The organism is Nitrosomonas supralitoralis (assembly GCF_003011925.2).
GTDB classification, from domain to species: Bacteria; Pseudomonadota; Gammaproteobacteria; order Burkholderiales; family Nitrosomonadaceae; genus Nitrosomonas; species Nitrosomonas supralitoralis.
The window spans coordinates 64601-84472 of sequence record NZ_PXXU01000003.1; the positions used below are offsets into that span (position 1 = coordinate 64601).

A 19872-nucleotide genomic window follows, 5' to 3' on the forward strand; every position below is an offset into this window, starting at 1 on the left:
TAAATGACTTCACGTAATCATCTATTGTTCGAACAATCTCAGCAATATATTCCTGGCGGCGTTAATTCTCCAGTACGTGCTTTTAAATCGGTTGGAGGCGAGCCCGTTTTTTTTCAACGTGGCGAAGGTGCTTATTTTTGGGATGCAGATGGTAAATCATACATCGATTATGTCGGTTCATGGGGTCCCTTGATTCTGGGGCATGCGCATCCGGAAGTCGTTAAAGCAGTTCACATTGCGGCACAGAATGGTTTGACTTTCGGCGCGCCAACTGAAGCGGAGCTGGAAATCGCAAAGTTGATTTGTCAATTGGTTCCATCCATTGAGCAAGTGCGATTGGTGAGCTCCGGCACCGAAGCAGGCATGAGTGCAATTCGGCTTGCACGGGGATTTACCGGCAGAAGTAAAATCATTAAATTTGAAGGTTGCTACCATGGTCACGATGACTCACTATTAGTCAAGGCAGGCTCAGGTGCATTGACCTTCGGCAATCCAAGCTCCGCCGGAGTTCCGGCAGAAACAGCCGGCCATACGATCGTTCTGGACTACAACGATATTGCAAGCATTGATGCCGCCTTCAATCAATGGGGAAAAGAAATCGCCGCGGTGATTGTCGAGCCGGTTGCCGGCAATATGAATCTGGTAGCCCCGAGAACAGATTTCCTTACCAGGCTTCGGGCATTGTGTACGCAAAACGGCAGTGTGCTGATATTTGATGAGGTGATGACGGGATTCCGGGTTGGCCTTGGGTGTGCACAAGGGCTGTATCAAATCAAACCTGATCTGACCACATTGGGTAAAGTCATCGGTGGTGGCATGCCAATGGCGGCATTCGGCGGGCGTCGCGATATCATGCAATGCCTGGCACCACTGGGTCCGGTTTATCAGGCGGGTACATTGTCCGGTAATCCGGTGGCCGTTGCGGCGGGGTTGGCGACGTTGAAGTTAATTCAAGCTCCCGGATTTTACGATAAATTATCGAATAGAACGCAGCAATTGGTTGATGGCATTGCGATTAAAGCCAGAAACCATGGGGTTGATTTTTGTACGCAATTCATTGGAGGAATGTTTGGGTTGTACTTTAGTAAAAAAATTCCTGGTAGTTTTGCTGAAGTCATGCAATGTGACAAAACAGCATTTAACCGGTTCTTTCACGCCATGCTGGAGGAAGGTATTTATTTCGCTCCGTCGGCATTTGAAGCAGGCTTTGTGTCATCAGCGCATGGAGACAATGAATTGGATAAAACACTATATGCGGCGGATAAAATATTTAAGAATTGGTAGTGATCTGAATTTGCTTTTATATATTTGTGTGAACTGAAAGTAAAAAAGGTGGCAGCCGCCACCTTTTTATTGATCACGGATATTCAGGGCTTTACTTAGTGCATGGTAGAAATATAGACTGAAACGGCATTTTTTTCCCGTGCATTCATGCGGCTGATCACTTGCTGCATGACATTATTATGAGCGCCGCCACGCTCACCTTTGTTAAACTGTTCTAGCTGCATCACTATGTACTCGGCGTGCTGTCCGGCTATGGCAGGATAAAGAGGCGGAATACCGGCACCCGTGGGGCCATGGCAACTGGCGCAGGCGGGGATGGCGTCCTTGAGGTGTCCACCGTGATAAAGAATTTTGCCTGTCTCAACTAATTTCTTATTCGCTGGTATTTGGCTTGGAATGTTTTTTTGTTTAGCATAGTATGCGCCAAGCTCTTTCATGTCTTCCGGTGACAGTGCTGCCACCATGGCGGACATGACCGGGCTGTTGCGTTTGGGTGGTTCATCGCCGTTTGCTTTAAAATCCATAAGCTGCTTGGTGATATACTCGGCATGTTGATTCGCCAGGATAGGATTCATCGGAATAACGCTGTTGCCATCTGCATTGTGGCAACCAGCGCACACTCCCGATGCAATTTCCTCAGCAGTAGCAGGAACCGCCGGAGCATCAACCGGAGTGTCAACAGGAGTCGTTGGAGCATCTTCTGTGGTTTCAGCCGAAATTGGCGCAGCCATAGCAAATGCAGCGAGCATTACCATCGTTTTAATCATTTTCATATTTCTTATTCCGTTTTTAAAGGGCTTTCAAAAATTGCTGGATAGGTTCGGGAAATAACGGCGTATTTTAACAAGGCATAACAACGTTAACAACAAAATTAGGCTGATCTTTGTTAATTAATATTTTAATTTTTCGATGAAAATAATCTTTATTATTTTACTGATAGTGAACATAGCCTATGTGATAAGCAGTCGGAGCCTTAATGAAAGGCATAATGAGATTATACCCCCGCAAGTGAATCCTGAAAAAATAGTATTAGTTCCGACGCATGCAAGTTGTTTGATCTGGAGTAATTTCTATGAGGAGCAAATGCAATATGCTCAAACCGTTTTGTCGGAATTGTTTCCTGAACTGCTTTATGGCTTCGAAGAGTCGGGTAATACAATCATGTATTGGTTATATATTCCACCATTTTCAAATAAAGAAGCTGCCAATCGTGAGATTAACAAATTAAGAAATCTGGGTATTGTCAGTTTTCGTGTTAAAGATGAAACTCAATGGAAAAATGCAATTTCTTTAGGTATGTTTTATGATCAAAATGATGCGTTGAAACAATTGCGAGAAACAGAGAAAAAAGGGGTTACCAATGCTAAGATAGAAGACCGCAGTGTTTTGCTAAGGAAGATCGTCATACATAATCCGACCCAATTGATTAGGGAACAGATGCAAAAAATAGTTGGGCAATTTGAGGATACTCAATTAGTTCAAGGCGAATGTGAACGCTTATAATAGGCAATGCTTTGTCACGCTTGATTAGCAGAATTAGTTGCAACCCATTAAGACTGACTGATATTTCAGGATTTATCACTAATTAATCGAATAATTTTATAATGACGGTACTGATTAAAACACCGCAAGAAATAGAAAAAATGCGCGTTGCAGGACGACTGGCCGCGGAAGTTCTCGATTACATCAGCCCTTATGTCGTAGCAGGCATTGCGACGGAGGAGCTGGATTCATTGTGTCATCATTATATGGTGGACGTGCAAAAAACAATTCCTGCACCATTGAATTATGCTCCTGCAGGGCATACCCCTTACCCCAAATCGATTTGTACTTCGGTGAATAATCAGATTTGCCATGGTGTGCCTGGCCAAAAGAAGTTAAAGAACGGAGATATTATTAATATTGATATTACCGTGATTTGTGAGGGGTATCATGGAGATACCAGCCGAATGTTTTATGTGGGGGAGCCTTCCATTCGGGCGAAACGCTTGTGTGAAGTTACCTTTGAAGCGATGTGGCGAGGTATCGATGAAATAAGACCGGGCAAACATCTGGGCGATATCGGGCATGCCATTCAGAAACTGGCTGAGGGAGTAGGATATAGTGTCGTAAAGGAATTTTGTGGCCATGGCATCGGCGCCAAGTTTCATGAGAATCCCCAAGTACTTCATTATGGTCGACCCGGAACCGGACTGGAATTGAAGTCTGGAATGATCTTTACGGTAGAACCCATGATCAATGCAGGTAAAGCGGCTATTCGCCATCTGCCGGATGGTTGGACTGTTACCACCAAAGATGGCAGCTTGTCAGCGCAGTGGGAGCATACCATTTTGGTTACTGATGTAGGTTATGAAGTGCTTACCGTGTCAGCAGGCACGCCGGGTAAGCCAGCATATCGTTTTTCAAACTAGATTCTCATTCGATAATATTTAATTCATGATACGAAGTCATCAGCGTACGCCAGTGCAAATCCGTCCGGTTAGAATCACTCGCCATTACACTAAGCATGCCGATGGTTCGGTGCTGATCGAGTGCGGTGACACCAAAGTGATCTGCACCGCCAGCATCAGCGAACAAGTTCCTCCTTTTCTCAAAGGCCGGGCGCAAGGCTGGTTGACTGCCGAATACGGCATGCTGCCCGGTTCGACGAATACCCGGATGCAGCGTGAAGCGGCAAAAGGCAAGCAATCGGGGCGCACCATGGAAATTCAGCGTCTGATTGGACGTTCTTTGCGTGCCGTGGTGGATTTAACGAAATTGGGAGAACGCACGATTCAAATTGATTGTGACGTGATCCAGGCCGATGGCGGTACGCGCACGGCCAGTATCACCGGGGCATTTGTAGCGCTGCACGATGCGATCGAGAAATTGATTTATCAGCAACTCATTGAAACTACGCCGATCAATGATCATGTGGCGGCAATTTCAGTAGGGATGCATCAAGGCGTGCCAGTGCTGGATCTGGATTATGTCGAAGATTCTTCGTGTGATACGGATATGAATGTGGTGATGACAGGAAATCTGGGAATCGTAGAAGTGCAAGGTACGGCCGAAGGCAGTGCGTTTAATCGCAAAGAACTGGATATGATGCTCGATATGGCACAACAGGGCATCCAGGAACTGATTGCGCTGCAGAAGAAAGCTTTGATGACGGAATAATCGGGTAATTATGGATACACTGAAGCAACTGGTGATCGCGAGCAACAATCAAGGCAAGTTGCGTGAAATTGGCGCATTACTTGAACCCCTGGCTATTACCGTGGTACCGCAAGCTGATTTTGATGTAGGTAAAGTGGATGAACCCTATGGTACCTTTGTTGAAAATGCACTGGCCAAAGCACGTCATGCCAGCCGCTGCTCCGGGTTGCCAGCACTGGCGGATGACTCGGGGATTTGTGTCAGTGCGTTAAATGGCGCGCCCGGTGTTTCTTCGGCGCGTTATGCCGGGGAACCGAAATCGGATGAAGGTAACAACCGAAAATTGATCGAAGCGCTGAAAAACCAATCCGATCGTCGTGCTTATTATTATTGCGTGATTGTATTGCTGCGGCATGCCGCTGATCCTCAGCCCATCATCGTCGACGGATCGTGGCACGGTGAAATTATCGACCAGCCGAGCGGCGAAGGCGGGTTTGGTTACGACCCGTATTTTTTGGTACCGGAATTCGGTAAAACTGCCGCCGAATTGACGGCTAAGCAGAAAAACAAAATCAGCCACCGTGGGCAGGCACTGGCAAAGTTGGTGGAAATTTTACGTGCTGGGGAATTCTAAAAAACCAATAACCTGCAAAATTTCCTTGGCCTATCGTAGTAATTATTCACAGAAACAAAAAATTCTCAATTCTAGACTTGACCCTGTTTTTCCTGCAAGCGGCGATAAATCGGGTATTGCTGACGAAGGTTGATTCCAGGTATTTTTTGAAAACTGGGAGTAAAGTATCCGTTTCAGCAATTCAAGCAATAATGATAACAGGCGGCGCATTGCTTTTGTCCGCGCCGCCTAGTTTCTTCTAGATACCCAAGCCATCCGAATACAATGTTATTGGGTTCCTCCGAGACCTGTGCGTTCCAGCAGGAAGCCCCCAAGTATGTTCCCTTGATTGTTTATAGCTTCAAGGAAGGAAAAAGGTAAAAAAAGATCCGGGGGCACACCTGTTACTAAATCGGCCACGTTCAAACGCACACCCGGCTTAGGTACGAGATAGCTATTGCCGACCTCACTTCTCGGCCTCGTCACTAATGTGATCAGAATCATGTTGTTGTCATTGAACCTCAATCGATTGCTGATGGTAGGAAATTCAGAGATTCCTTCAACAAAATAGGTGCGGAATTTCCCCGCTGCATCCCACACGCCGATGCGTTCAATGGCGCCGCCAATGAATGAATAGCCTAATACGTTATCACGGTTATTGATACCCACCGCCCAAGCGTGCGGCTCCGTGGGGAGCGGCTCGAGCAGTGTGGTCTTTCGTGCGCGGGGGTCAAAGCGGAAGCCCCTATAGCCGAGTCCATCAATAAACGTGGTGCCGGCAATAATTCCCTTGTTGTTCATATTAAGGAAAAAGGGAGATCGAATATCCGGCCCGAAATCTAGTGGAGACACTTCGCCATTTTTGTAAAGTGCCAGCCTTCCATTAAAGTTTTCGTCAAGAGAAAAAATTATCGCCACCCCCGGATCATTGATTTTCAGCACCTCACTGTGAATCTCTCCCGGCATCCGCGGAATCAATTGCAGTTTACTCCCAGTAAACAATGCCGCTTGACCAAAGAAATTCTCGAAATCAGTAATCACAGAACCACCGAACGTACCGCTTTCGTTAGCTGTAGTGGCAAAAAGGCCCTTCGATCCTTGCAGGACGGTCACGACTCCATGTTCAATCACAGCAGCAGATAAAGAGACAAATGGGACTTCATCTAAGAACTCGAAAAAGGTGCCGTAAACGCGACTATCGTTGGTAAAAGCGGCAGTAAAAAAGAAGGCATTCGGCGGAAATGTTTCAAAGATACCAACATAGCGATACTGCGGCGCTATACCCAAGCCCACACCTGTTGCGGCTGCTTTCTCAGGTAAAACGACGCTTTGATTGTTATTTTCCAGCGGCTGGAATTTTTCAGGGTGTTTTTCCGCCAGCCTGGCGTATACCGATGCAGGAATATTCCTAATCTGCCCGGTCAGGCACGGATCAATAACTTTGGCTCCCTGTAACACTTGAACGTTAACAGCCTCCATGATGGTTTGCCTATCGAGCTGATCTCCTCTCACAAATTTCATCGACCCAGGTTGCCTCAAAATACATCCCATTTCATCAGTTGGAGCTGCAAGCGCCACCTCGAGTGGCAAGAGCAATATGGCGACTATTCCGCCAACCGCGACGGCAAATCGTTTGTTGATATTATTCATGATATTTCCTTCCGTAAAAGTCAATCGAATATATCTATTTTTCAGATTCCAATCTTTATTCGTGCTGCACAAATAAATATATCAGTTCACACGTTACAGATCTGTTACAGATTGGAAGATAATTGGCAATAAGGAGAGGAAAAAAACGGGGTCAGGTCGCGAATCAAGAAAAACAAAAAACAGAACTTCGACTCACCAATTATCATAACAGCGCATCGCGATGATGCTTCAGGTGATCACTCATAAACGTACTGATGAAGTAATAGCTGTGATCATACCCACTGTGAAATCGCAGCGTCAGCTTCTGCTCTGCTTCGCGGCATGCTTTTTCCAGAGCTTCGGGGTACAGTTGCTGCGCCAGGAACTGATCGTCCAGGCCCTGATCGATCAATAAATCCGGAATACGACGGCCATCTTCGATCAGCGCGGTGGCATCGTGCTGACGCCAGTTTTGTTGATCTTCGCCCAAATAATGGCGAAACGCTTTTTGCCCCCACGGACACTGCATGGGCGCACAAATCGGCGCGAACGCGGACACTGAACGAAACAGATCGGGATAGCGCAGCGCTAGTGTCAAGGCACCATGACCACCCATCGAATGGCCGAAAATACCGATGCGATTCGGATCTGCGGGGAATTGATCGATGATGATCTGGCGTAGCTCTTGGGTAATGTAACTTTCCATGCGGTAATAGGTCGACCACGGTTGCTCCGTTGCGTCCAAATAAAACCCTGCGCCTGCGCCGAAATCCCAATCGTCGGTTTCCCCGGCAATGCCGGTTTGGCGTGGACTGGTGTCCATCGATACCAGCATCAGACCATACTCTGCCGCGTAACGTTGCGCGCCGGCTTTGATCATGAAGGTTTCTTCGGTACAGGTGAGTCCGGCGAGAAAAAATAGTACCGGAATGCGCTGAGACCTTGCTTGCGGTGGTTGATATACCGAAAAGCGCATGGGCAAACCGATAGTTTCCGACGAATGCTGATAGTAGCTCTGGATGCCGTCAAAGCAGCCGTGCTGGCTGCGGGTTTCGAGTACTGTCATGATCAGTAAATCACTACGGAGCGAATGGATTCGCCGCTTTTCATCAACTGAAAGCCGTCATTGATTTTATCCAGCGGCAGGGTATGGGTGATAAGTGAGTCGATGTCGATTTTTCCTTCCATATACCAATCGACAATTTTAGGCACATCGGTGCGTCCCCGTGCGCCGCCGAAAGCGGAGCCTTCCCACTTGCGGCCAGTAACCAGCTGGAAAGGGCGCGTACTGATTTCGGCACCGGCTTCAGCGACGCCAATGATAATGCTGCGTCCCCAACCTTTGTGGGTGCATTCCAGTGCCTGGCGCATGACTTTGGTGTTGCCGATGCACTCAAAACTGTAATCCGCGCCGCCATCGGTCAATTGCACCACAGCATCGACGATATTCGGTACGTCATTAGGGTTGATGAAATGTGTCATGCCGAATATGCGCGCCATCGCTTCACGTTCAGGATTGATATCGATGCCGATGATTTTGTCGGCACCGACCATGCGTGCGCCTTGAATTACGTTTAAGCCGATCCCGCCCAGACCGAACACCGCCACGTTCGCACCGGCTTCAACCTTGGCGGTATAGATTACCGCGCCAAGGCCGGTGGTGACGCCACAGCCGATATAGCAAACCTTGTCAAAAGGTGCATCTTCACGAATTTTCGCCAGTGCGATTTCGGGTGCGACGGTGTAATTGGAAAATGTCGAGGTGCCCATGTAATGAAACAGCGGCTTCCCATCGATTGAGAAACGCGACGTGCTATCCGGCATCAGGCCGCGCCCTTGCGTACTACGGATGGCCTGACACAAATTGGTTTTTTGGGATAGACAGAATTTACATTCGCGGCATTCCGGCGTGTAGAGCGGAATGACATGATCACCTTTACGCAACGATTTTACGTTGGGGCCAACATCCACCACTATGCCGGCACCTTCATGACCCAGAATGGTCGGGAAAAGCCCTTCGGGATCAGCGCCGGATAGCGTGTAATAATCGGTATGGCAAATGCCGGTGGCTTTGATTTCAACCAGTACTTCTCCGGACTTCGGGCCTTCCAGATCGACTTCTTCGACCGTTAACGGCTCGCCGGCTTTCCAGGCAACTGCAGCTCTTGTTTTCATTGAAATTTCTCCTGGTTATATTCTGTGATTGCGTAGATGAGCCAGCAGGCCACGGCTGGCTTCTTCGACCATATCCAGTACTTGTTCAAATCCTTGCTGTCCACCGAAGTAGGGATCAGGCACTTCAATAAGTGTAGAGGCATTTTCGCTATACTGCATGAATAATTGAATCTTGTTGATATGATGCTGAGGGCTTTGTTGCTGCAATAAGGTTAGGTTTTCGTTGTCCATTGCAAGAATATAGTCAAATTCCTCGAAATCACTCGATTGCACTGCACGGGCGCGTAATTCGTGCATTTTGTACCCGCGCTGTAAGGCCGTATGCTGCGCGCGCTGATCCGGCGGGTTGCCGATATGGTAAGCATGCGTGCCTGCGGAATCAACTTCTATCATGTGATCCGCTCCGGCCGCTTTGACAATATGCCGGAACACGGCATCCGCAGTTGGAGATCGGCAAATATTTCCCATGCAGACAAATAGTACTTTTATTTTTTTATTCTGGACCATGATTATTGTGACTCTAGGCTAGCAGATATTAATAATATTCGATGAGTCGCCATAATTATTAGCAATTCACCAAGCTGGTTTTAGCGCCTCTCAAGCGTTTTTGATTCAACCTAAAGTTTACTGATATGACATCAAACCTGGCAAGCCATCTTTTTGAAAACTTTAGAATGGTTCTATTCCAATAGTGTCATAATGCCTATGCAGGATCAATATATGACTTCCGTTCTGAATTCTTGTTATTAGACATAAACGATGCTTCATCGGAAGCATTTATTGTTAACATTGCAGCTTTAAGGTGCATATAATAAAAATTAGACACCTAATTGATATTAGTAACTGGGATATTATCTATCATGACACATATACACGATCAAATTCTACCTGAAGGCACTCATATCGGCGTCTATGAAATTAAAGGCGTTGCAAAAGTTGGTTCATTTGATATTACTTATCGCGCCTTGAATCATCATCTTAAGGAACGGGTAAAAATACGCGAGTATTTTCCTCACGATTTTGCCATACGCTCAATGGATGGTCTTGGCGTTGAACCCAGGTCATTGGCTGATAAAGAGAATTATGACTATGGATTAAAGGCATTCCTGGATCAGGCGGAGGTTCTCACACAGATCGAGCATCCTAATATTGCGGTAACAGAAAATATCCTTTCATTAAATGGAACGGCTTATCTGATTATGGGTGCGCAGGAAGGCATGCCACTTTCCAAGTTATTAGAAGCGAAAGCATCCCTTGCTGAAACAGAATTAAAATTCATACTGACATCGGTCTTGAATGCCTTGCAGAAAATACACGAACACAAGATCGTGCATGGGGGTATTCAACCGGCGGTGATTCTTATCGGTAAGGATGGTGAGCCATTGCTGATCAATTTCGCTGCTGCACGATTGGCGATTGCTGCGCGCACCCCGCGATTTGCCGAGGAGTTAGCCACCGGCTATGCGCCAGCGGAGCAATATGAGTCCGGCAATAAACCTGGGCCCGCAACGGATTTCTATGCATTGGGTGCAGTCCTCTATGCCTGTATGACACACCACTCTCCTGTTGCCGCCCAGATTAGGAGAGCAACCTTAAGCCAGGGAGAACCCGATCCCATGAATGCTCTTTCCAGATCTGCGGATACTGCCTACAGTGCTGAATTATTGCAAGCGGTTCAGTGGATGTTGCAACCTGAATATCAGGACAGGCCGCAATCGGCTGGAGAGATTCTGACATTGCTGAAATCAGAGCATACCAGTGAATCTAAAACTTCATCCGAAAAACAGGCGGTTGCTGATTCAGTTGCCCATGGCCGGCCGGTTGCCAATAACAGGTTATTGATGGGTGTCATGGTCGGTATCGTTGTCCTGGTGACAGTTGGTTTGTGGTTCGACGAGAATCCGAATGACGGTTCAGGCACTGTTGCCACTGAGCCTTTATTTCAACGTAATCCCGGTAAAGCCATCGATACACCAGAGACAAAAGATGACTCATCCGTTACTTCGGTTGCAACTGAAGCAAGTCCAGAATCTGTTTCCGAGAAAATATCCGAAACAATGCAAGAAGTGTTGAGCGAGGCTGAGAATCAATCAACAGAAAGTATGTCTCTCCCAGAGAATCTATCGATTGTTGAGCCGGAACGTAACACTAGAGAGATCGCCGAACCGGTATCAGACAATGTTCAGCCATTAGCGATGGCTGATGTGTCGCCGTCTCAATCCACGCAGCAGAGTTCATCGGTAAAACCAATTGATTCAGGCTTAATAAAGAAACATTTGACTGCCGCTGAAAAATCCATGATAGCAGAGCGCTTAACCACACCTTCAAGAGACAACGCTTACAAGTACTATCAGATGGTGCTGGCGATAGAGCCTGATAATGCAGAAGCGCTTGCAGGATTGCAGAGAATTGTGGGACGGTATATTCAATTTATTGAGAAATCGAAGGCTGAAGGTAAATTCGATGCGGTTAAGCTTTATTTGCAAAGAGCGGAGTCTGTCTTGCCGGATGACCCTAATTTACAGAAAATTCGAGCTGAATTGGCGAGTGCTCAATGAACATCTCCTTTCGGTGAATACCCGCTGCACAGAAAATTGAGTTAGATATCTTCGAGGCGGCAGATTAACCAATTTGCACAATCTTGGCCACCGATGGTGTTCCGTCAATATTCCATACGAAAAGCATATAGAAACCTGGAGGGGCTACTCTGGCTGAGACCGGAGTCTTTACTGTGACGATATTGTTACCTTTTTGCGGAGTCGATAGGTTAAAAAAACGTGTCTCATTATTGAATGCGTGTGTGGTTGCACCAATGCGCACCAATGTGACTCTGAAAATGCTTTCGGTTGCTTCGATAGAAAATTGCTGATTCCAGCTAATCATGGTTGTTGGAGCATCCACGATAACCGGTCGGGGAGAAAATTGGCCGCTGCCATCTTTTTTAAATAAGTAAGGCGGATAATAAATTTCACCATTAAGTTGAGTCAGAGGGCCGGGTGTGCCGCCGCCTCCAGTAATCACGCTTCCATCGGGAAGAAGCAGTGAGGTTGAGTGATACAGGCGAGGAGTGGCTGCTCTGGCTGTCGATTTCCAAACTCTTGTATTGGGATTCCAAAGCTCAGAGTCTAAAGCTGCACCAACCAAATCATTCCCGGTTGATGATCCGCCATTGACCCAGACAAAACCATTAGCGAGTACTGTTGCATTGCTGTATTGACGATTTTTTGCCAGAGTGCCGCCCGAAGTCACGACAGGCTCGCCATTACCATTGATGTTGACAACAAACGCCGTGCGGTTGTCGCGAATGGATAGTATGCGACCAGGAGCATACATTATGCTTGGCAAGCTGTTAAGGCCCGGCGCTATAGTCGATAGATACTTTGAGAGTGTGCCGGTGCCTGATGTATTGAGCTGGTACATTGCGCCGTTGTGTCCGAGAATAAACAACTTGCCTTGTGGGTTTACCCAAGCCCGGGGATAAAACCAGGCTTCTTCTCCAGTGCTACCCAGCGCTCCGTAAGCAGCGTCACTGGTTGCGGAGCTAAGTGTACGCCAGCGGCCATTTTTCGCACGCACTTCCGGTGTCGGTGAGTAGGTTGCTACAGTAGCGGGTATCGTTCGTGTTCCTGGAAAATCCCTGCTGTTACGCCCACCCATCACGGCATGCTGACCATTAGGCAACGTTACTGCGGTCGCATACCAACGCTTAAACGTCATATTCTGGGGAAGGTGTGTCAGGGTGTCAGTAGACGAATCAAAAATATTCACGTTATCGTGAGCATACTGTCTCTTAGTGTTCAAAAAAGCATCACCACCGAAGAAAAGACCGCGGCCATCTGGAAGATGCGCCTGACCAGCGCAGTAAATGTCGGTAAGGGTTGTGTTGGGCAATGTCTCGAACGCATTGGATCCAATGCCGAGCGTCGGATCCCAGGTAACATAGAGCAAATTGCCAATCTGCGTGCCCACAGTATCGGTTCCGTAAGCAACTACTCGCCCATCCGGCATCAGCATCATTGCGATCGGTACAACGGGCCAGTCGTGCAGCAGGCCGAATCTGCCTTTCAGATGTGCCTGTGACCCTGCGGCTACTGCGACAGCGGCAATTGTGAAGGAAAGAAACAAGACCAGGACAGCCGGGAAAAGATACTTTAGATGCCAAATTTCAGGGCGCTTAAACATCATATATCTCCCGATATTAAAAGTATGAGAATCTTGATAATGGATTGTTATATTTCTATAAAAAATAGTAAAGAGAATTCCATGTTCAAATAACAAACAATTGCCTGAATTCTTTATGCGTAGCCTATTGTTTCCTCAAGGTTTATAAGGAAATGTCGTAAGGAATCTCACGTAAATATTTTTCAGGAGTTCTAAGATGCCTCAACCAGTCTCAAGAAAACTATCAGATTGGGTCAATTTCCTCACAAGGGCAGATATTCCTGTTCTCAAACAAACTGCACGGAATCTTGAAATGCTTGCGCAAGATGAGCAGAACTTGAATGCACGAAGTTATGCAAATGTTGTGAAAAACGATCCCCTGATGACGGTAAAGCTCATGCGTTATATGCAAGATCACAAACACCGTTGCCAGGAACACGATGTGATGGAAGTTGAGCAAATTGCAATGATGCTTGGATTGGAAACGATGCTTAATAAAATTCCTGCTAAACCTTTGGTCGAAGAAACTCTTGGGCGCAATAATATGAGCGCGCTCATCCATTTGTTAAAAGCTGCTCATCGCTCCAATATTGCTGCATCATATGCCTATGACTGGGCAATTCGTTTGCATGATTTGCATTTTTCTGACATTCGTCTTGCCGCCCAGTTACACGATATAGCAGAAATGTTGATGTGGTGTTTTGCACCCGATGAAATGCTGATGATTAAGCAATTGCAAAAACAGAACAAAGCATTAAGGAGTGCAGCAGCGCAAGAAAAGATTTTGGGGTTCACCCTTAATCAATTACAACATGAGCTTGCTGTCAAATGGAAATTGCCTGAGTTACTCACAACTCTGACGGATGATGAGCATGCAAAATTGCAGCGTGTTCGCAATGTCATACTGGCAGTAAATTTAGCCAGACATTCAGCGAATGGCTGGGACGACGCCGCATTACCTGACGATTATGAAGATATTTCGAAACTCTTACACCTGCAAGCGTGTGACGTCATGACTATTGTCGGTGCTAACAAGCAGTAAGAGAAAATCAGTCTTGCCTGAACAGTCACAAGCAATCATTACGAAAACAAACGTGCTAGTTCAATGCCTGGATCTTCCGCGCGCATAAAAGCTTCTCCGACAAGAAATGCGTGAACTTGATGAGTGCGCATGCGGGCGACATCTGCAGGTGTATGAATCCCACTTTCGGTAACGACAATTTTCTCGGGTGGGATTGAGTTCAGTAGTTTTAAGGTTGTATCGAGCGATGTTTCAAAAGTACGCAGGTTACGGTTATTGATTCCAATTAATGGTGTTGCTAGCTGTAAAGCCATGGCCAGCTCAGCAGCATCATGGGTTTCTACCAGAACGGCCATTCCCAGCGAGTGGGCCAGTTGTTCAAGCTTTAGCATGCGTGCTAGGGGATGATAGTCTGAGTCCTCTGAATGATTGCCGCTTTCTATTAAGAAGGCGCTAACTATCAATAAAATGCAGTCTGCATTCATCGCGCGTGCTTCAGCAATTTGATAATCCTCCAGAATGAAATCTTTACGCAAGACTGGAAGTGAGCAGGCGCTCCGTGCAGCTTGTAAATATTGGGGGCTACCCATAAAAAACTGTTGATCGGTTAATACGGAAAGACAAGCTGCGCCGTGCTGGGCATAGGTTGTTGCTATTTCGGCAGGCAGAAACTCGAAAGATTGAGCGTTTTTTGGGGTACGTCCACGTAAAATACCTTTGCTGGGACTGGCCTGTTTGATTTCAGCAATGACTGCCGATCTTCCTGCAGCGATTTTATTTTGAATAGCGGCGACAAAATCTCGCGGCGATGCTGCGGATTGTGCTTCCTGAAGTAATATGGAATAAGGTTTTAATGCCTTAGCAGCCTCTATTTCTTGTTTTTTTACAGTGAGTATTTTGTTTAGAATGTCAGGCATGTTTTTTTAATTCGGATTTCTATGAGTTAATTCCACCAGATCATGAAGTTTTTTCAATGCGCCACCACTTTCGATCGCTCTCAGTGCAGCCCTGATTCCCAATTCCAGTGTGTCAGTGACTCCAGCAGCATATATCGCAGCGCCGGCGTTCATTACAACAATATCCCGTGCAGGCCCGGGGGTGTTTTTCAGCACTGAGAGCAACATCATTTTTGCATCCTCGCTATCAGTAACCTGAATAGCTTCAATAGAACAGGGTGTAAGATTAAAATCTTCTGGTTTGATGCTATAAACGGTTACCTGGTCATTTTTTAATTCACCGATAATCGTTTCACCTGTGATCGTGATTTCGTCCAGCCCGTCCTTACCATGAACGATGAGTACGTGCTGACTGCCCAGCCGTTGCAGGACATGCGCCAAAATTTTAACGAGATTTTCACTGAAAACACCCAATACTTGTCTTCTGGCACTGGCAGGATTCGTTAACGGCCCCAGTATATTGAATAAAGTTTTGATGCCTAGCTCTCGTCGTACCGGAGCAGCATGCTTCATGGCGGAGTGGTAGTTGGGGGCAAACATAAAACCAACGCCAATTTCGTCCAGACTTTGAGCAACTAGCTGCGGTGTTTGGTTGAGATTAACGCCAAGTGCTTCCAACACATCGGCGCTGCCGGATTTGCTTGAAACCGATCTGCCTCCATGTTTGGCGACCCGCGCACCTGCAGCTGCAGCCACAAAAGCCGATGCCGTTGAGATATTGAAAGTATGCAAAGAATCTCCGCCCGTACCACAGGTATCTACTAAATGGGCGTCATTGGCAACATCGACTTTGGTCGCAAATTCACGCATGACTTGTGCTGCAGCAGCTATTTCTCCGATGGTTTCTTTTTTTACCCGAAGACCGGTGATGATTGCCGCGATGAGTATAGGTGAAATTTCACCTTGCATGATCTGCCGCATCAGCACGATCATGTCGTCATGCGATATCTCTTGATGCGCGACGATCCGTTGTAGTGCTTCTTGAGGATTCATGTGGTTGCCTTTGTTCAATCCGATCTAGCGATTAAGGAAATTCTCGAGCATTTGATGTCCATGTTCACTCAGAATGGATTCAGGATGAAATTGGATGCCTTCGATGGCGAGGGTTTTATGACGAATACCCATTATTTCATCGTCTTCAGTCCATGCCGTTATTTCCAGACAATCGGGCAGTGTTGAGCGTTCAACGACAAGAGAGTGGTAGCGAGTGGCAATAAAGGGATTGGGTAAGTCTCTAAAAACACCGGTATTATGATGATAAATAGGTGATGTCTTGCCATGCATCAGTTGTTTTGCATGAACAATCCGACCACCGAATGCTTGTCCGATGCTCTGGTGTCCCAAACAAACGCCTAGAACAGGAATGTTCTGGCTGAACTGGTGAATGACGGACAGCGATACGCCTGCTTCATTCGGAGTGCATGGGCCTGGGGAAATCACGATTCGCTCGGGGTTTAATTCCGAGATTTTATCTACAGTAATTTCATCGTTACGGTATACAACAACCTTCTCTCCCAATTCACAAAAATACTGCACTAAGTTATAAGTAAAGGAGTCGTAGTTATCAATCATTAGCAACATGATTTGTGCGCTTTGTTTGTAATGGTTTTTTTGAGGTTTTTTGAAAAAAACAATACCTAATGACAAGAACAATATTCTAGAATCCGGCGGACAAATTTTACCAGTTCAAGTTGATATGCAAATAACATTATCACAGTTATTTGAACACTATTTGATATTGCTATATTAATTCAGTAAAATAGCATGTTTTTAAACCCCTTGTCTCACCATCGTAATTGATGGGAGGCTTAACCCGTAAGGAATGTATGCGACATTACGAAATAGTCTTTATTGTTCATCCTGATCAAAGTGAACAAGTGCCAGCAATGATCGAACGTTATCGCGGTATTGTAACTTCTAAGAATGGAAAAGTTCATCGTGTGGAGGATTGGGGGCGTCGCCAGCTTGCTTATCTGATTCAGAAAGTTCATAAGGCACATTATGTATTGATGAATATTGAGTGTGATCAGGAGATTTTGGATGATCTGGATCATGCTTTCAAATTCAGTGATGCGATTCTACGGCATTTAACCATCAAAACTAAGGGGCCTATCACTGAATCGTCACCTATGATGCGTCAGGTAGAGAGAGCCGGCTCCGCGAGTTCGCCAAGTCCAGAGGAGACCGTGGATGAAATAGATTCTGATGAGGTTGCAGAAGAACCCGCTGCTACTGCATAGTCTGATTACAATTGGAATGTAACCAGACAATTATTTGTGGGGAAATTGTTAAATTAGGCATTTTACGTTACACGCCTGCTGGCATCGCTGTGATTGAATTTACTGTAAGTCACGGATCTCAACAACAAGAAGCGGGCGTTGTGAGGAAAATAGTCTTTGATATTATTGTGGTTGCAATGGGAAAGCTGGCTTTGACCGTTGCCGAATTCAAGCTTAACAGCAGGGTTAAGCTCACCGGATTTCTCAATCGTAAGAACCATATGAATCAACAATTGGTGTTGCACTCAGATCAAATTGAACTCATTTAATTATAAATAGGAATATATATGGCACGTTTTACTACTAGACGTAAAGACAATAAGGAAAAAGAAAGAGACAAAAAAGCCAATCGCCCTTTATTCAAGCGCAAAAAGTTTTGTCGCTTTACCGCGGAAGGCATCAAACAGGTGGATTATAAGGATATTGAAATTTTAAAAGATTTCGTTAATGAAAACGGCAAGATAATTCCGGCACGAATTACCGGTACGACTGCTTTTTATCAACGTCAGTTAGGTACAGCGATAGAAAGGGCTCGTTTTCTGGCATTGATACCTTACACGGATCGTCACTAGGGAGAATGTAATGCAGATCATTTTGATGGAAAAAGTTAGCAATCTGGGCCAATTAGGTGACGTTGTTAACGTTAAAAGCGGTTTTGCACGTAATTATCTGATCCCGCAGGGTAAGGCAAAGCGTGCAACCGAGCAGGCTATTGCAGAATTCCAATCCAAACGGGCAGAACTGGAGAAGAAACAAGCAGCAACTTTAACGGCAGCTCAGGCTATTGCGGCAAAACTTGAGGGCTTGTTGGTTCAGATTACTCAGAAGGCCGGAAGTGATGGAAAATTGTTTGGCTCCGTAACCAATGCAAATATTGCTGAAGCGCTTGCTGGACTGGGTTTTGCGGTTGAACGCGCAATGATTCATATGCCTCATGGTCAATTAAAACAAGTGGGAGATTATCCACTGACGATCTCGTTACATAGCGATGTGACAGCGAGCGTTACTGTTTCGGTACTGGGTGATTCAGTGCTCTGATAGAGCAATTATCTTGATTTGTTTATAAGAAGGACTATTCGTAGTCCTTTTTTCATTTGTGATTCGGCAAGTGGTAGAATCTAACATTCTTCAACTGAGTTTTCGATATCAATGGCGCAATCACCGATCAGCCTCCATCAGGATCAGCTTGTAGATCCCTATAAAACACCTCCCCATTCGATTGAGAGTGAGCAATCTGTCCTAGGTGGACTCATGCTGGATAATAATGCGTGGGAGAAAGTCGCAGATATCATTATGGATAGCGACTTTTACCGGCAGGATCACCAACTGATTTATCACCATATCTGTAAGCTGATTGAACAGAACAGGCCAGCAGATGTCATTACCGTGGCGGAATCGCTTGAAACATCAGCAGAGCTACAGACAATCGGTGGACTTGCGTATATTGGCGCCATCGTGCAGAACACGCCTTCGGCGGCAAATATTAAGCGTTATGCGGAAATTGTCCGCGAACGTTCAATCATGCGTAATTTAGCGCAAGTGGGTGTGCACATCACCGACTCAGCTTATAACCCGGTGGGGCGCTCTGCTGCAGATTTGCTGGATGAAGCGGAAGCGAAAGTATTCGAGATTGCTGAAGAAGGTGCTCGCGGTAAAGAAGGTTTCATGGGCATTCAACCACTTTTGCGGCAAGTGGTCGAACGGATAGAATTACTATATAGCCAGGATAATCCGAGCAACGTAACTGGAATTGCATCGGGTTTTCATGATCTTGATCAAAAGACATCCGGATTCCAGCCAGGTGATCTGATTATAGTTGCGGGTCGACCATCTATGGGGAAAACCGCTTTTTCATTGAATATTGCAGAGCATGTGGCCCTAGAGCTCAACAAACCCGTTGCGGTGTTCAGTATGGAAATGGGAGGGGCACAGTTAGCCATGCGGATGCTGGGGTCAGTAGGGAAACTGGATCAACATAAGGTACGTACCGGTCGTTTGGAAGATGAAGATTGGCCTAAACTGACGCACGCCTTAGGCAAACTGAATGAGGCACCCATTTTTATTGATGAGACAGCCGCGTTAAATGCACTCGAACTCAGAGCGCGCTCAAGGCGGCTATATCGCCAGTACGGTGAATTGGGTTTGATTGTGGTTGATTATTTACAGCTTATGTCTTCAAGTAGCCAAGGGGAGAATCGCGCCACAGAAATTTCGGAAATATCACGTGCGTTAAAAGGATTGGCGAAAGAATTGAAAGTACCGGTAATTGCATTATCACAGCTCAATCGCAGTCTTGAGCAGCGACCCAACAAGCGTCCAGTTATGTCGGATTTGCGCGAATCTGGCGCGATTGAACAAGACGCCGATGTGATTTTGTTTATTTACCGTGATGAAGTGTATAACCCGGATTCACCCGACAAAGGGATTGCTGAAATTATTATCGGCAAGCAACGTAACGGTCCGATCGGAAAAGTCGATTTAACTTTCCTGGGCGAATATACACGTTTCGAGAGCCATGCCAGGCCGGAATATTATTAATTGAATCTTTTCGCGATAACGTTCTTCTTGATTTTTTCACATTTAACTTCCAGAGTACTACGAAGTATCTTGCTGCCC

Annotated in this window: 21 protein-coding genes; 12 read left to right on the forward strand and 9 right to left on the reverse strand. The window is 46.1% G+C overall.

Annotation, left to right across the window (positions count from 1 at the left end; genetic code table 11):
• Window positions 1-3: 3 nt before the first annotated feature.
• Window positions 4-1284 carry a glutamate-1-semialdehyde 2,1-aminomutase gene (gene hemL / locus C7H79_RS01480; RefSeq protein WP_106705525.1) on the forward strand — a complete coding sequence of 427 codons (1281 nt, stop codon included), beginning with the start codon at window positions 4-6 and terminating at the stop codon, window positions 1282-1284.
• 95 nt (window positions 1285-1379) lie between these two features.
• On the opposite strand, the gene C7H79_RS01485 is transcribed toward hemL, so the two are convergent.
• The gene (locus C7H79_RS01485; RefSeq protein WP_106705526.1) at window positions 1380-2057 is read right to left on the reverse strand and encodes a c-type cytochrome; all 678 of its coding nucleotides are present in this window, start codon (window positions 2055-2057) and stop codon (window positions 1380-1382) included.
• Window positions 2058-2292: 235 nt separating this feature from the next.
• Between C7H79_RS01485 and C7H79_RS01490 the strand changes: the two genes are divergently transcribed.
• From C7H79_RS01490 to rdgB, 4 genes are all read left to right on the forward strand, one after another.
• Complete coding sequence (locus tag C7H79_RS01490) at window positions 2293-2787, forward strand: SPOR domain-containing protein (RefSeq protein ID WP_242447081.1); 495 nt, start codon at window positions 2293-2295, stop codon at window positions 2785-2787.
• Between the two features lie 101 nt (window positions 2788-2888).
• Window positions 2889-3695 carry a type I methionyl aminopeptidase gene (gene map, locus C7H79_RS01495; protein ID WP_106705528.1) on the forward strand — a complete coding sequence of 269 codons (807 nt, stop codon included), beginning with the start codon at window positions 2889-2891 and terminating at the stop codon, window positions 3693-3695.
• Window positions 3696-3720: 25 nt separating this feature from the next.
• On the forward strand, window positions 3721-4443 hold the full coding sequence (gene rph / locus C7H79_RS01500) for a ribonuclease PH (protein WP_106705529.1): 723 nt from the start codon (window positions 3721-3723) through the stop codon (window positions 4441-4443).
• 10 nt (window positions 4444-4453) lie between these two features.
• Window positions 4454-5056 carry an RdgB/HAM1 family non-canonical purine NTP pyrophosphatase gene (gene rdgB / locus C7H79_RS01505; RefSeq protein ID WP_106705530.1) on the forward strand — a complete coding sequence of 201 codons (603 nt, stop codon included), beginning with the start codon at window positions 4454-4456 and terminating at the stop codon, window positions 5054-5056.
• A gap of 267 nt (window positions 5057-5323) precedes the next feature.
• Here the strand turns inward: rdgB and C7H79_RS01510 are convergent, their stop codons facing one another.
• From C7H79_RS01510 to C7H79_RS01525, 4 genes are all read right to left on the reverse strand, one after another.
• On the reverse strand, window positions 5324-6685 hold the full coding sequence (locus C7H79_RS01510) for a hypothetical protein (RefSeq protein WP_106705531.1): 1362 nt from the start codon (window positions 6683-6685) through the stop codon (window positions 5324-5326).
• Window positions 6686-6887: 202 nt separating this feature from the next.
• Window positions 6888-7730, reverse strand: coding sequence for an S-formylglutathione hydrolase (gene fghA / locus C7H79_RS01515; RefSeq protein WP_106705532.1), 843 nt, complete (start codon window positions 7728-7730; stop codon window positions 6888-6890).
• Window positions 7731-7732: 2 nt separating this feature from the next.
• On the reverse strand, window positions 7733-8839 hold the full coding sequence (locus C7H79_RS01520; protein ID WP_106705533.1) for an S-(hydroxymethyl)glutathione dehydrogenase/class III alcohol dehydrogenase: 1107 nt from the start codon (window positions 8837-8839) through the stop codon (window positions 7733-7735).
• Between the two features lie 15 nt (window positions 8840-8854).
• Complete coding sequence (locus C7H79_RS01525; RefSeq protein ID WP_106705534.1) at window positions 8855-9346, reverse strand: low molecular weight protein-tyrosine-phosphatase; 492 nt, start codon at window positions 9344-9346, stop codon at window positions 8855-8857.
• Window positions 9347-9699: 353 nt separating this feature from the next.
• Here C7H79_RS01525 and C7H79_RS01530 point away from each other — a divergent pair, with 353 nt between their 5' ends.
• On the forward strand, window positions 9700-11397 hold the full coding sequence (locus C7H79_RS01530) for a protein kinase domain-containing protein (protein ID WP_106705535.1): 1698 nt from the start codon (window positions 9700-9702) through the stop codon (window positions 11395-11397).
• A 64-nt stretch (window positions 11398-11461) separates the two neighbouring features.
• Here the strand turns inward: C7H79_RS01530 and C7H79_RS01535 are convergent, their stop codons facing one another.
• Entirely contained in the window at window positions 11462-13024 is a 1563-nt protein-coding gene (locus C7H79_RS01535) for a galactose oxidase-like domain-containing protein (RefSeq protein WP_242447082.1), read from the reverse strand.
• 193 nt (window positions 13025-13217) lie between these two features.
• Between C7H79_RS01535 and C7H79_RS01540 the strand changes: the two genes are divergently transcribed.
• Entirely contained in the window at window positions 13218-14042 is an 825-nt protein-coding gene (locus C7H79_RS01540) for an HDOD domain-containing protein (RefSeq protein WP_106705537.1), read from the forward strand.
• Window positions 14043-14080: 38 nt separating this feature from the next.
• Here C7H79_RS01540 and trpC read toward each other — a convergent pair whose 3' ends face one another.
• Genes trpC through C7H79_RS01555 form a run of 3 tightly spaced genes read right to left on the reverse strand, consistent with a single transcriptional unit; the run spans window position 14081 to window position 16558 of the window.
• Window positions 14081-14938 (reverse strand): indole-3-glycerol phosphate synthase TrpC, encoded by an 858-nt coding sequence (gene trpC, locus C7H79_RS01545; RefSeq protein WP_106705538.1) that lies wholly within the window; start codon window positions 14936-14938, stop codon window positions 14081-14083.
• A 6-nt stretch (window positions 14939-14944) separates the two neighbouring features.
• Window positions 14945-15970 (reverse strand): anthranilate phosphoribosyltransferase, encoded by a 1026-nt coding sequence (trpD, locus tag C7H79_RS01550; protein ID WP_106705539.1) that lies wholly within the window; start codon window positions 15968-15970, stop codon window positions 14945-14947.
• Between the two features lie 24 nt (window positions 15971-15994).
• Window positions 15995-16558, reverse strand: coding sequence for an anthranilate synthase component II (locus C7H79_RS01555; protein ID WP_106705579.1), 564 nt, complete (start codon window positions 16556-16558; stop codon window positions 15995-15997).
• A 245-nt stretch (window positions 16559-16803) separates the two neighbouring features.
• On the opposite strand from C7H79_RS01555, the gene rpsF reads away from it, so the two are divergent.
• From rpsF to dnaB, 5 genes are all read left to right on the forward strand, one after another.
• Window positions 16804-17217: a 30S ribosomal protein S6 gene (gene rpsF / locus C7H79_RS01560; RefSeq protein WP_106705540.1), complete on the forward strand. Its 414-nt coding sequence runs from the start codon at window positions 16804-16806 to the stop codon at window positions 17215-17217.
• A gap of 11 nt (window positions 17218-17228) precedes the next feature.
• On the forward strand, window positions 17229-17525 hold the full coding sequence (priB, locus tag C7H79_RS01565; RefSeq protein WP_106705541.1) for a primosomal replication protein N: 297 nt from the start codon (window positions 17229-17231) through the stop codon (window positions 17523-17525).
• A gap of 18 nt (window positions 17526-17543) precedes the next feature.
• On the forward strand, window positions 17544-17828 hold the full coding sequence (rpsR, locus tag C7H79_RS01570) for a 30S ribosomal protein S18 (RefSeq protein ID WP_106705542.1): 285 nt from the start codon (window positions 17544-17546) through the stop codon (window positions 17826-17828).
• A gap of 10 nt (window positions 17829-17838) precedes the next feature.
• Window positions 17839-18294, forward strand: coding sequence for a 50S ribosomal protein L9 (gene rplI, locus C7H79_RS01575; RefSeq protein ID WP_106705543.1), 456 nt, complete (start codon window positions 17839-17841; stop codon window positions 18292-18294).
• A 111-nt stretch (window positions 18295-18405) separates the two neighbouring features.
• Window positions 18406-19794 (forward strand): replicative DNA helicase, encoded by a 1389-nt coding sequence (gene dnaB / locus C7H79_RS01580; protein ID WP_106705544.1) that lies wholly within the window; start codon window positions 18406-18408, stop codon window positions 19792-19794.
• Window positions 19795-19872 lie beyond the last annotated feature (78 nt).

Coding starts and splice junctions, on each gene's coding strand:
- hemL (WP_106705525.1), top strand. CDS start 4: ATGACTTCACGTAATCATCTATTGTTCGAACAATCTCAGCAATATATT.
- C7H79_RS01485 (WP_106705526.1), bottom strand. CDS start 2,057: ATGAAAATGATTAAAACGATGGTAATGCTCGCTGCATTTGCTATGGCT.
- map (WP_106705528.1), top strand. CDS start 2,889: ATGACGGTACTGATTAAAACACCGCAAGAAATAGAAAAAATGCGCGTT.
- rph (WP_106705529.1), top strand. CDS start 3,721: ATGATACGAAGTCATCAGCGTACGCCAGTGCAAATCCGTCCGGTTAGA.
- rdgB (WP_106705530.1), top strand. CDS start 4,454: ATGGATACACTGAAGCAACTGGTGATCGCGAGCAACAATCAAGGCAAG.
- C7H79_RS01510 (WP_106705531.1), bottom strand. CDS start 6,685: ATGAATAATATCAACAAACGATTTGCCGTCGCGGTTGGCGGAATAGTC.
- fghA (WP_106705532.1), bottom strand. CDS start 7,730: ATGACAGTACTCGAAACCCGCAGCCAGCACGGCTGCTTTGACGGCATC.
- C7H79_RS01520 (WP_106705533.1), bottom strand. CDS start 8,839: ATGAAAACAAGAGCTGCAGTTGCCTGGAAAGCCGGCGAGCCGTTAACG.
- C7H79_RS01525 (WP_106705534.1), bottom strand. CDS start 9,346: ATGGTCCAGAATAAAAAAATAAAAGTACTATTTGTCTGCATGGGAAAT.
- C7H79_RS01530 (WP_106705535.1), top strand. CDS start 9,700: ATGACACATATACACGATCAAATTCTACCTGAAGGCACTCATATCGGC.
- C7H79_RS01535 (WP_242447082.1), bottom strand. CDS start 13,024: ATGATGTTTAAGCGCCCTGAAATTTGGCATCTAAAGTATCTTTTCCCG.
- C7H79_RS01540 (WP_106705537.1), top strand. CDS start 13,218: ATGCCTCAACCAGTCTCAAGAAAACTATCAGATTGGGTCAATTTCCTC.
- trpC (WP_106705538.1), bottom strand. CDS start 14,938: ATGCCTGACATTCTAAACAAAATACTCACTGTAAAAAAACAAGAAATA.
- trpD (WP_106705539.1), bottom strand. CDS start 15,970: ATGAATCCTCAAGAAGCACTACAACGGATCGTCGCGCATCAAGAGATA.
- C7H79_RS01555 (WP_106705579.1), bottom strand. CDS start 16,558: ATGTTGCTAATGATTGATAACTACGACTCCTTTACTTATAACTTAGTG.
- rpsF (WP_106705540.1), top strand. CDS start 16,804: ATGCGACATTACGAAATAGTCTTTATTGTTCATCCTGATCAAAGTGAA.
- rpsR (WP_106705542.1), top strand. CDS start 17,544: ATGGCACGTTTTACTACTAGACGTAAAGACAATAAGGAAAAAGAAAGA.
- rplI (WP_106705543.1), top strand. CDS start 17,839: ATGCAGATCATTTTGATGGAAAAAGTTAGCAATCTGGGCCAATTAGGT.
- dnaB (WP_106705544.1), top strand. CDS start 18,406: ATGGCGCAATCACCGATCAGCCTCCATCAGGATCAGCTTGTAGATCCC.